Raw genomic sequence first — 12,511 nt, forward strand, 5'->3', positions numbered from 1 at the left:
TGATGAAGCTTTCGTGGATTCTGGTTTTTTCGGTAAGTCTTACACCGGTGCCGGCAATTTCGCAGAACGGGCCCATACAGCACGACGCGGAGTTTTACATACTGCAAGCGCAACACGCAGAGCAGTGGATGCAGGATGACGTCGCCGTTGACGAGGCTTTGGCCGCCTTTCGCGAAAGGAACGGTGGGAAGCCTCCAAATATTGTCAGCGTTTTGATTGACGACATGGGTTTCGGGGATATGGGTATTCCCGAACTTAACGCGGTCCGTGGGTACGACACTCCGAACATAAACGAATTTTCAGACGAAGCGCTGCGCATGGTTCGGATGTATACCGAACCGTCCTGCACCCCAACGCGTGTGGCACAAATGACCGGCCGCTTGCCCGTGCGTATCGGAATGGGCGACACGACGGTCGATATCGCTGGCTTTGGATTGCCTGAAAATGAAGTGACGCTGGCCGAGGTCTTGAAACAGGCAGGTTATGCAACCAGTCACGTAGGCAAGTGGCATATGGGTGACATCGCCGAAAGCTGGGCCATGAATCAGGGCTTCGATTACGCGCAGCATGCCATTCACCAGCAGGGCCAGCTGACCATTTTCAACGATGATGCGATCAAGGAACAGGTCGCGGTCGCGATACGAGATTATGACGACATAAATACGCTGGATGGCTGGTTCAGGCCGGATGCCTCGGCGATGATGACCGTGATCGAGGGTGAAGCCGGTGGACCGATTCACGAAATCCGCATGGATTCCGGCGAGCGTTGGAATGCCGCCAAATATGACGAGATGAATCAAGCCTTTCAGGACAAGACAATTGAGGAACTGGAACGCCTTGCCGGTGGTGAAGACCCATTCTTCCTTCAATACTGGCCGATGATCCCGCTGGACAACACGCGTGCCGGACGTGAAGGGCCCGAAAGCGCCAACGGTGGTCTTTACGTAGATAAGATGCAATTGTTGGATCAATGGTTGGGTGATCTTTTTGCTCGAATGGACGAGTTGGGGCTCAGCGATAATTCCATTGTTGTCGTCATGGGCGACAATGGGCACTTCACCAAATATGCACCTCAATCCGGGTTCACTCCGATGATCTACGCAGGTGGAAAAGGGGACACGACCGAAGGCGGAGTACGAGTCGATGCGTTTATTCGTTGGCCCGGAATGATCGAGGCGGACGGTTTGCTGAACAGCATCATTCACGTCTCCGACCTCTACACTACGCTGTCGCGTCTTGCTGGGGCGGACCAATTCATCCCGAGGGATCGATTGGTGGACGGTGTGGATCAGTCAGCGGCGTTGTTGACCTCGGACGAAACAAAGGCTCGGCGCGATCATGTCATCATCTACTCGGTTGCAAATCCCGAAGCCATTGTCAAAGACCAACTAAAGCTCAAACTTCCGGGACCAGGTGAGAGTGCAATTCTTGCGAAGTTCTTCGATCTTTATCGCGATACACGCGAAGAATACTCGGTGTCGACCGAAGTGGGCTCGTGGGGTGGACAGGAATTTGTGCGGATTTTGGGGCGTCACCTGGCACGTAAGGAAAAGTATCCTGACACGCCGCCGGCCTATGGCATACCCTATGAAGGGATCGAAGACATTCGCCCCGAGACCCAGCAAGCGGTTGAGGCATTTCTCGTCAAACGCCAGTCACCCCAGCAATAAAGCACGGTCTGCGCAAAGTTCCGCGCATGGCATAGCGCTTTGGACATTAGGAGCAAAGCATGTTTGGAACGTTACTTTTTGCGTTGGGTCTGGCCGGCGCACTTGGCATCGGGTTCGTATATTTCCGTGATCTGGGTGACGTTTCGCAGATGCTGCTGAAGGTCAAGCGCGAAAACATGATACGTTTTATCCGCAATGAATACCGCCTGATAGCGATTGGTCTTGGTGCATTTGCAATAGCGACCCTTGCGCATTTCGTGTTGGATGGCGGGCCATTCTGGCTTTGGGCGCTGTCGGCTGTTCTGGTTTTTTTCCTCTACGGGTTTCCCTATGTCTGGGTTCATCTTGGCCTGAGAAATCAGCTCAACAACGCCCAATATTTCTCTATCGATGAGGCGCGAAAATACGTCGGGCCAACTGCACCCGTGATAGTGATCGAAAACAACGGCCACGCGCGCGCGCATCCGGATGCGCAGATAATGCGCCCTCATCTGGCGGGAAACGCAAAGGGGCTGGGCGGCGAAGACATCGTCATGACCTATTGTGCCATGGCCAACCTTGGGCAAGGCTACCTTCCGGAAATCGAAGGCAAGCGCCTGAACCTTGAGGTTCTGGCTCAGCATGGCAACAACCTGATCCTGCGCGACAATGATACGGGTGAGCCGATACAACACATCTATGGCTTTCGCGAAGCTGATCGCGACCCGAGTACCGACGGCCCGGCCTGCCCCTTGCGGCCCGAGGCGCAGATGAAGCCGTGGCCCACCTACAGGATGACGTTCCGTGGCTTCCAAAAAGCATATCCGGATGGCGAGGTGTACCTGAACAAGCCGTCATCGAACCCCTTGCTGCGTCTGTTGGATATGATGACGGAAATCACCTTCGGCTGGGGCATTGGCCGCCAGCATCAGGAAGATTCGCCGGTGATGGATAATATGGATCGCTCAGACGACCGGTTGCCGAATAAAACTTATGTCTGGGGGATCTCGATCGGACAGGATGCCGCCTGCTGGACGGATGATTTCGTCACTGAAAACGATTGGATCATCAACGCCAATGTCGGAGGGCGTGATGTGGTCGTCAGCCTCGATCCGAAGTACGAAAGCCTGGGCATCTGGTACAATGACAGCGGTCAGCCGGTTGGCCGATGCGACTTTTGGGGAAACACTGATCAGGGAAAGCTGAAACGCGTCGAGACCTTGCGTGCGGGTGTCTTCTGGCACGTCTGGTCCGAATTTTTCCCAAAAACCGATATCAATCGTGTCGGACAAATTTCCGACGAAACCGGCGAAGCGGCGGCTTAATATCTGCTTGGCAAAGAGCGGCAATAAAGCACTTCTCGAAAGTCTCGATGCACCGGCTTTTTGCTTTCTTATTCGGGCAACGAAATGGTGCGAAAATAGCACCAATAGTGCGTATTTTCTGTCTCTTGGGCATATTTCGTGCCAAGTTGGCAAGAAGGACCGATTGGGAATTTCCTGTTCAGGTCATTTCTGGATGCTGCTCGAAAGAAAAGATCGTCATGAAAACCGTCGACAAAGCCATGAGATTATTGCGTCAATTCTCACTGGAAAATCTGGAGATTGGCTTGAATGAATTTGCGCGCGCCACGGGTGAGGATAAGGCTGTGGTTCGCAGGTTGCTGATTTCTCTGACCAAACATGGGTTTATTGAACAAAACCCTGACAACCGAAAATATCGGCTCGGGCACGGATTTCTGTCTTTGGCGCGGTTAAGGGAAGCGACAGTTCCGATGTTCAAGGCCACGCAGGTCGTTTCGAAGTGGCTTTCCACTCAAGCGAATGAAACTGTTCACGTTGGAGTTCCCGGAGCAACTGGTATGGCAACTGCATCGTTCACCTTGCCCCCAAGAGGCAACGTCATCAATTTGCGACCAGCTGATTCTTACCCATACCATTCCTCCGCCTCGGGGCTTGCCTTCTTGTCATTCTGTTCTGACGAAACGAGAGAGCGGCTGTTGACGCAAAAACGCGAGAAGCTAACCCGCTTCACGGTTACAGAGGACGATGAACTCGTCGACCTTATGGCGCAGACCCGCAGCCGAGGATTCGCCGCAACCCGCAACACGGTTGAGTTGGGCGTTGCAAGTGTTGCCATGCCATTTTTCACAGACGACGTTGACCCTGCGGGGACCATAGCAATTGCCGTCCCCGATTTGAACATGGACGATGCGCGCCGCGAAGAACTGGCTAAGCTTTTGAAAACAGCAGTCGAAAATCTGGAAACTGCGCTTACAGGGTCTTCTTCTCACACTGTGATCGGATAAATCGCATCTTAACTTAACGAAACTAGTAGGTGCTATAATCGCACCAATAGTGCATATTTCTTTGGATAAGCCTCTCTCTCTGTCACAGATTACGAATTCGAGCGAATGAGGTCTGCATCGAACAAGCCTGATTTGCACCCGGTTGGTAACCTGCGGATTGCCTGCACGAGTGGGCTGAAAGGTAGTTTGATGGCTCAATCTCTTCCTGAACGGGCGCCTGTGGTGATCGTCGGTGGCGGCATTATTGGTGTGTCGACCCTGTATCACCTGGCAAAGCGTGGCGTGCCAGCCGTTCTGGTCGAGCGTCGGAAAATAGCAAGCGGCACGACCTGGCACGCGGCCGGGATTGTGGGGCAGTTGCGCGACAGCACTGCGCAGACCGAACTGGGCAAATACACCGCGCGCCTGTTCCGCGACCTGGAAGAAGAAACCGGGCAGGCCACGGGCTATAAGCCCAACGGAACGATCAATCTGGCCATTGGCGAGGTTCGTCACGAACAGCTTCTGCGCAGCCACGACCACGCTGTGCGCATGGGGATTGAAAGCTTTATGCTATCGCGGGGGGAGCTGAAGGAAAAATGGCCGCTGATCGAAACGGACGATGTGAAATCGGCCTTCTTTGTGCCTTCCAACGGTCAAGTAAACCCTCTGGACGTCACGGTTGCACTTAGCAAGGGTGCCCGCGCCTTGGGGGCGCAAGTGTTCGAGGACACCAAGGTCAACCAGCTGGTTATCCGCGATGGCAAGATTGCCGGGGTCGAGACGGATAAAGGCGTGATCGCCACGGACAAAGTGCTTCTGGCAGGCGGCATGTGGAGCCACCTGTTTGCCAAGGCGCATGGCGTTACCGTGCCATTGCACGCGACGGAACACTTCTACATCGTCACCGAGCCTGTCGACGATCTTCCGAGAACTCAGCCAATCCTCAACATTGCCGAGGAACGGACCTATTGGAAAGAGGATACAGGCAAGCTGTTGATCGGGTCGTTCGAAAAGCACGGCAAGCCTTATGGCAAGGATGGTATTCCCGAGGATTTCGAGTTCGACGAGTTGCCCTTTGACATGGAACATGTCGAACCGAACCTCGAAAAGATGTTCGAACGTATGCCCGCCCTGGGCGAGATGGGCATTCAAACCTTCTTTAACGGGCCTGAGAGCTTCACTCCGGACGGACGCCCCTATTTGGGCCCGACCAGCGAGATCAAGGGCCTGTTTGTGGCCACCGGTATGAACTCGAACGGTATCCTGAATTCGGGCGGCGTTGGCCTGACCATGGCGGAATGGATGACTGACGGAGCCCCATCGCGTGGTATGGGCCCGATGCTCAGCCGCCGGGCGCATCCCTTCCAGCGCAACACCAGTTACAATCACGACCGCAGCGCGGAATCGGTGGGTTTCCATTATGGCGTCAGCTGGGTCGGCCGACAGATCCACTCGGCCCGTGGCGTGCGCCGTGTGCCTTTGCATGATCGCCTGAAAGAGGCGGGCGCAACCTTTGCCGAGCGGATCGGTTGGGAAATGCCGATGTATTACGACCCGGAACAGAGGGGTTGGAACGAAGAACCGAACCTGTGGTGGAAAGACTGGTCGGGCCATGTGCAAGCCGAATGTCTGGCCGCCCGTGACGCCGCCGTGCTTATTGACCAGTCGATGTATGCGAAAATTCTGGTCCAGGGTCCGGATGCGGTCAAGGCGCTGAACAAGGTTTGCGGCGCGCAAATGGATGTCGAGGTCGGCACCTCGGTCTACACCCAGTTCCTGAACACCCGTGGCGGGATCGAAGCGGATGTGACAGTGACCCGCACCGTCCATGATTGCTTCATGGTCATCACCGGGCACCCCAGCCAGATGCGCGATCAGGGCTGGATCAAGGATCACGCCGACCCGGACTGGCGCTTCGAAGTGTTTGACGCCACTTCGGGTTATGGCCTGATCACGATCCACGGCCCCAAGTCACGCGAGATTCTGTCCGCCATCTCGGGCGACGACCTGTCGAATGAAGCTTTCCCCTTTGGCGCCGCGCGTGAGATCGACATGGCCTATGCGCGGGGCTGGGCGATCCGTCGATCATTCCTTGGGGAACTCGGGTACGAACTGATGATGTCCACCGAATTCGTGGCTGGCGTCTATGAGGCGCTGACAGAGGCAGGTAAACCGCACGGCCTGCGCCACATGGGCATGTTTGCGATGAACGCCTGCCGGCTGGAAAAAGGTTTCCGTCACTTTGGCCATGACATCGGGGAAGATGATACACCATTTGAAACCGGGTTGGGCTTTGCTGTCGCCCTGGGCAAAGAAAACGACTTCCTCGGCAAGGCCGTTCTGGCCGAGCAGAAGGCCGGCGGTGCCGCCACAGGGTTCCGCACCGTGTCCTGTATTGTCGAGGGCGTGGGCGCAAAAAACGGCCCTTATCTGATCCACAATGAACCAGTCTGGAAAGACGGCCAGATCGTGGGTCACGTAACCTCGGGCGACTGGGGATTCAGGCTTGAAGCCATGGTTGGTCTGGCGAGCCTGCACCGCGATGAAGGAGTGTCCAAAGCCTGGATCGACGAAGGCGGCTTTGATGTTCAGATCGCCGGAAAAATGTATCCGCTGAAGGTGCAATTGGCTCCGTTCTACGACCCCAAAGGCGAAATTATGCGCGGGTAGGGAATACAAAAAGGGAGGAACTCATGGTGGACAAGACCATTCTGGTCATTGGTACCTACGACACGAAAAATGACGAGCTGGAATTCATGGCCGGCAAGATCCGTGCACTGGGCGGCAATGTAATAACACTGGATGTCAGCGTACTGGGCGACCCCGCCAAGCCCACCGACTATTCGAAACATGACGTGGCCGAAGCCGGCGGAAGTAACATCCAGGCGGCCATCGACAGCGGCAGCGAACATGTGGCGATGCAGATCATGTCCGCGGGCGCCTGCGCGCTGGCCCGAAAGTTGTACAATGAAAGCCGGATCCACGGCGTGATCATTCTGGGCGGTACGATGGGCACTGATTTGGCCTTGGACGTCTGTCAGGCCCTGCCGATTGGGGTGCCCAAATATGTGGTGTCGACCGTATCGTTCTCGGCGCTGATCCCGGCGGAACGTCTGTCGCCGGACATTCAAATGATCCTGTGGGCGGGGGGCCTCTACGGATTGAATGCGATCTGCAAATCTTCGCTGGCGCAGGCGGCTGGCGCTGTCTTGGGTGCGGCACGCGCTGCAGAACCTGCGGTCAGTGGGCGGCCCGTGGTGGGGATGACATCGCTTGGAACGTCTTGCCTGAAATACGTCAAGACCCTCAAACCGGCTCTTGAAGGGCGCGGCTATGAAGTGGCGGTGTTTCACGCCATGGGCATGGGCGGCATGGCTTTCGAGCAGATTTCAAGCCAAAAGGGTTTTGTCTGCGTAATGGATTTTGCCGGGTGTGAGTTGGGCAACCTGTTGGCTGGATCCGTTGTAAATGCGGGCAAGGACCGGCATCGGGCAGCAGGAAGAGCGGGCATCCCGCAAATCGTGGCTCCAGGCTGCATGGACCTGATCGATTTTGCTGGCTGGCAGGAAATCCCGGAGCAGTTCAAGGACCGTCCGATCCACACCCACAACAAGCTCGTCAAGAATACCTACTACAACGTCGAAGAACGGCGTGAGATTGCCCGCGAACTGAACAAGCGTCTCGGAGAAAGTTCGGCCCCAACGCATCTGATCATCCCTCGTGAAGGGATCGAGGAATGGGATCGGCCGGGTGGCGATTGCCACGACGCCGAAGGGTTGAAGGCCTTCATCGGGGAACTCAGCGCGACTGTCCCGGCTTCGGTCCAGGTCACGGAGCTGGATGCCCACATAAACGACCCCGAATTCAGTGCCACGGCGTTGGCGATATTCGATCAATGGGTTGCCGATGGCACCGTTCCGGCTGGCGCACTTTGATCTTCAACTTGCAACACCATTCGTCACAAGGGAGGACACCATGACGAACGTTCTCAAAATGGCATGCGCAGCCACTCTACTTAGCGCGACGGTGGCCTTTGCCGAATACCCGGAAAAGCCAGTCTCATTTGTTGTACCGTTCCCGCCGGGTGACTTGGAGGACGTGTTGACCCGCGTCATCGCGGACAAGTTTCAGGAAATGTACGGGGTTCCGGCAGCAGTGGTGAACAAACCTGGCGGCGGTGGCGGACCGTTCCCCGGCGCTGTCGAAGTGGCGGGTGCGCCTGCGGATGGTTACACGATCGGTTCCTTTGTGATTGATGTGCCGGTTGTTGGCCCGGAAATCGGCGTTCCCGAACTGGACCCGAACCCGTTTGAGCCGGTTGGCATCTTCATGACCTATCCTTTCGTGATCGCCACGCTGAAAAGGCAGCCTTACAGCAGCTGGGAAGAACTGGCCGAATACGGCAAGGAGAATGATGTCTCGCTTGGCCACTACGGTTCATTCCTTGCACCGACCCAGGTGACTTTCGCTGCGGCGCAAAAAACCGGATGGGACTTCGGTTCTGAGGCTGCGTTCGATTTGCTGGATTGCAATGTTCTGGCCTCGGGTGATGTGGATATAGTCAACGCCACGATCCAGACCCTGTTGCCCTGCATCGACGATCTGACGATCCTCGCGTCCATCGGCGAAGAGCGTACTCCGCTGACGCCGGATGCACGGACGGTGGGCGAAATCGTTCCCGAACTGCCCCTGTCACTATGGAATGGTCTGTTTGTACCCAAAGGTACGCCGGACGACGTGAAAGCCAAAATCGAAGCGGCCGCCACGGCGGCGCTGGAAAGCGACGCTGTCAAAACCCTGTCGGAAGAAACCGGTGTACTGATCTATTGGAAAGACGCCGCAGAGTCGACCGCGCAGATCGAAGCCGACATCAGGGTCAACGGCGAAATCGCGAAACTGCTTGAGTAACGGACATTGCGTGAGGGGTCTCAAACCCCTCAAACGCTTCCGAAACAATGATCCGTTTGCTGCCAGATCAGGGAGGAGGTCCCGTCGTGACCCGCATCAAGTATTTCCAGGAATTGTTTCAGAGATACCGCCGCCCGGGCGACAAAGTCTTTGCTGTTGCGTTCCTGCTGTTCGCGCTCTTCCTGCTGAGCCAGTTGGGCGAGCAAACCCAGTGGGTCAAACGCACGAAGTGGTTTGCTCAGCCATCGCTGTGGCCCACCATTGCAGTCTGTGGGATGGTTATTTTTGGCGCCTTTCATGCATTGGGCTCGTTTGTCTCTCCGCGCATTCCCGGGCGCTGGACCGAAGTCGTGTTCTGGCTTCGGTCACTGGAATATGTGCTCTACTTCCTGATCTACGTGGTTCTGGTGCCGCTGTGCGGTTACCTGCCGACAACGCTGGTTTTCGCTTTTTTTCTGGCGCTTCGGGCCGGATTCCGAAGCAAACAGGCATTGGGACTGGTTGTACTGTTCGCAATCTGCGTCGCGATTATCTTCCGTGGCTTTTTGCAGGTCAAAATACCTGCTGGACAAATTTACAACCACCTTCCCGACGCGCTGCGAGCCTTCGCGCTGACCTATCTCTGAGGCCGACATGGACACTCTTCATTCCGGTATTTCGCTTCTCGCACAATGGGACGTAATGATCGCCCTCGTCATCGGCTCCATCGGGGGTGTCATCATCGGTGCGCTGCCCGGTGTCGGCCCTGCGGTAGCCATTGCCATTCTGTTGCCCGCAACCTTCGCATTCGAGCCGATCGTCGGACTGACCCTACTCTTGGGGATTTACGGGTCATCGATGTATGGTGGCGCCATTCCTGCCATTCTCATCAACACGCCCGGTACGCCGGTGAATGCGCTGACAACTTATGACGGCTATCCCATGACCAAACGCGGTCAGGGACACCGGGCATTGTCATTGGCCTATTCAGCTTCATTTTTTGGCGGAATATTCTCGGTCATTTGCCTGATCGTGCTGTCGCCCCTTCTGGCGCTGATCGCGCCGCATTTCGGCAGCCGAGAGATTTTTCTGGCCGCATTCATGGGCATTCTTCTGGTTGTTGTCGCGCATCGCGGCCAGACCTTTGCTGCCGGTATGCTCGCCTGTTTCGGTATCTTTTTGAATACTGTCGGTCTTGAGCCCGTCAAATACACGCGCCGCTTCACATTCGAGCAAAGCTGGCTGACGTCGGGATTCGATCTGATCGTAGTAGTGCTGGGTTTGTTCGCAATCAGTCAGGCATTCTTGTTGTTGATAGACAAGGATCACGCGCCCGGCGACACTCATGTCGAAGGCAACATGTTTTCTGGCTTGAAAGAGTTGCTGGGGATCAAACGCATCGCAGGCGTCTCCTCCTCCCTGGGCGTCCTGATGGGTATGATCCCCGGCGTCGGTGAATTCACCGCGCAATTCCTCTCTTATACTTACGCGCAAAAAACGTCGAAAGACCCAGAATCCTTCGGCAACGGCTCTCCCGAAGGTCTTGTCGCATCCGAGGCCGCAAACAATGCAGTCCCGGGTGCGGCGATGATTCCGCTGCTGGCCCTCGGCATCCCGGGCGAAGCGCTGACTGCGATGATGCTGTCGGTGTTCTATGTCCACAACGTGATCCCTGGTCCGCAGCTGTTCGAGAACCAGCTAGACTTTGTCATGGCGCTTTATGTGGCGCTGATCCTGCTGAACGTGATCGTTTTGGTGTTCTTGCTGTTTTCGACCAATCTGTTGTTGAAGATCATCCAGATCCCGACCCGGTTCCTGGGCATCATGATCCTGACTCTGTCCTTTATCGGAGTCTATTCCCTGCGCAACTCCATTACCGACTGCGCCGTTGCGGCTGGGTTCGGGGTGTTCGGATTGATCCTCAAGAGGCTCAACCTGCCGATCGTTCCGATCATTCTGGGCATGGTTCTGGGCGGCATCATGGAGGTCAAGCTGCGCAGCGCCATGGCGGCGGTCAAAACACCGATCGACTTCATCAGCCGTCCGATTGCCGCGATCATCTTCATCATGATCATTGGCATCCTGGTCCTACACGTCCGCACCCTGATCAAAGAGCACAAGGCCAGGCTCAAGCCGGACCCGATCGGACCGGACACGGAACATTCAAGCCAGCAAGGATAACGATATGCTGAAACAGGAAAAAATCGACAGCCTGAGATACGCAAACATTTCCCTGCAAGGGCATTTCATCGACGGGCAGACGGTTCCCTCGGCCTCGGGCAAAACGCTGGACGTTCTGTCGCCGATCAACGGTCAGGCCATAACCCGGATCGCCGAAGGAGAACCCGAGGACATGACCCGGGCCGTGGCTTCGGCTCGGGCGGCCTTTGAGGACGGTCGCTGGTCTCGCATGGCTCCAGCGGTGCGAAAGAAAGTGCTGTTGCGTCTGGCCGACCTGATCGAGGAACGGGCGCTCGACATAACGGTGCTGGGGGTTCGCGACAACGGGACCGAGATCAACATGGCGCTGAAGGCCGAAGCCCTGTCTGCGGCCCATACCTTCCGGTATTACGGCGAGGCGATCGACAAGGTCTATGGCCAGATCGCACCGACCCCGCATAACATTCTGGGACTCGTGCATCACGCGCCAGTCGGGGTCGTCGGCGCAATTGTTCCCTGGAACTTCCCGCTGATGATCGGCAGCTGGAAGATTGCTCCGGCTTTGGCTGCGGGCAATTCCATCGTGCTTAAACCGGCAGAAAGCGCCTCGCTGTCGCTGCTGAAAATCGCCGAACTGGCGGTTGAAGCAGGCTTGCCTGAAGGTGTCTTCAACGTGGTAACCGGCAAAGGCAGCGTCGTGGGCGAAGCTTTGGCGCTGAGCATGGATGTGGACATCATGGTGTTCACAGGGTCCGGTGCGACGGGGCGTCGTCTGCTGGAATATTCGGCGCGCTCCAACCTCAAACGCTGTTATCTGGAACTGGGCGGCAAATCCCCAAACATCGTGTTCAACGATGCAAAAGATCTGGCTGAAGCAGCCAAAGTGTCGGCAGCGGGAATCTTCCGCAACTCCGGTCAGGTATGCATCGCGGGGTCGCGCCTGCTGGTGCAGGAAGACATTGCCGAAGATTTCATCGCGGATATGGCCCGCCATGCGCAAGCTTACCGCGTCGGAGACCCGCTGGATCTGAACAGCCAGATCGGTGCCGTGCATTCACTGTCGGAACTCGAGGCCAATCTGGGCTTTGTCAACCGCGCCGAAACCGAAGGGGCAGAATGCCGGTCCGGCGGCCAGCGTATCCTTGAGGAAACCGGTGGTTACTACATGCAGCCCACGATCATGGCCGGGGTCAAACCGGACAGCGATCTTTTCCAGAACGAAGTGTTTGGCCCGGTTCTGGCAGTCACCACCTTCCGGGACGAGGATGAAGCCGTCGCGCTGGCCAATTCCACGGTTTATGGCCTGTCCTCCGGCGTGTGGACGGCCGATCTCAGCCGCGCCCACCGCATGGTTGAGCGTATCCGCGCAGGTATCGTGCATGTGAACACCTATGGCGGTTCTGATCTGACCGTGCCGCTGGGGGGTGTGCGCCAGTCCGGCAACGGCCACGATAAATCGCTGTACGCGCTGGAGAAATACTTCGACCTGAAATCCGCCTGGATTCAACTCTAACCTCAGGATTGA

At 56.5% G+C, this 12,511-nt stretch carries 9 protein-coding genes; all 9 read left to right on the plus strand.

The features are described 5' to 3' along the window. The first annotated feature begins 2 nt into the window (after positions 1-2). Complete coding sequence (locus tag ACR0AO_RS20555) at positions 3-1,670, plus strand: sulfatase-like hydrolase/transferase (protein WP_480607866.1); 1,668 nt, start codon at positions 3-5, stop codon at positions 1,668-1,670. Between the two features lie 59 nt (positions 1,671-1,729). After that, positions 1,730-2,974: a DUF3179 domain-containing (seleno)protein gene (locus tag ACR0AO_RS20560; RefSeq protein ID WP_480607869.1), complete on the plus strand. Its 1,245-nt coding sequence runs from the start codon at positions 1,730-1,732 to the stop codon at positions 2,972-2,974. Between the two features lie 218 nt (positions 2,975-3,192). After that, the gene (locus tag ACR0AO_RS20565) at positions 3,193-3,957 is read left to right on the plus strand and encodes an IclR family transcriptional regulator (RefSeq protein WP_480607872.1); all 765 of its coding nucleotides are present in this window, start codon (positions 3,193-3,195) and stop codon (positions 3,955-3,957) included. Between the two features lie 189 nt (positions 3,958-4,146). Further along, entirely contained in the window at positions 4,147-6,609 is a 2,463-nt protein-coding gene (locus ACR0AO_RS20570; RefSeq protein ID WP_480607875.1) for an FAD-dependent oxidoreductase, read from the plus strand. A gap of 23 nt (positions 6,610-6,632) precedes the next feature. Beyond that, positions 6,633-7,874 (plus strand): Tm-1-like ATP-binding domain-containing protein, encoded by a 1,242-nt coding sequence (locus ACR0AO_RS20575; RefSeq protein WP_480607878.1) that lies wholly within the window; start codon positions 6,633-6,635, stop codon positions 7,872-7,874. A gap of 40 nt (positions 7,875-7,914) precedes the next feature. Continuing rightward, the gene (locus ACR0AO_RS20580) at positions 7,915-8,847 is read left to right on the plus strand and encodes a tripartite tricarboxylate transporter substrate binding protein (RefSeq protein WP_480607881.1); all 933 of its coding nucleotides are present in this window, start codon (positions 7,915-7,917) and stop codon (positions 8,845-8,847) included. A gap of 86 nt (positions 8,848-8,933) precedes the next feature. Beyond that, positions 8,934-9,473 (plus strand): tripartite tricarboxylate transporter TctB family protein, encoded by a 540-nt coding sequence (locus ACR0AO_RS20585; protein ID WP_480607884.1) that lies wholly within the window; start codon positions 8,934-8,936, stop codon positions 9,471-9,473. A 7-nt stretch (positions 9,474-9,480) separates the two neighbouring features. Beyond that, a complete protein-coding gene (locus tag ACR0AO_RS20590) occupies positions 9,481-11,007 on the plus strand; it encodes a tripartite tricarboxylate transporter permease (RefSeq protein WP_480607887.1) in 1,527 nt (508 codons plus the stop codon). Between the two features lie 4 nt (positions 11,008-11,011). Beyond that, complete coding sequence (locus ACR0AO_RS20595; protein WP_480607890.1) at positions 11,012-12,499, plus strand: aldehyde dehydrogenase; 1,488 nt, start codon at positions 11,012-11,014, stop codon at positions 12,497-12,499. Positions 12,500-12,511 lie beyond the last annotated feature (12 nt).

The sequence above is a fragment of the Ruegeria sp. AF8 genome (assembly GCF_056541825.1).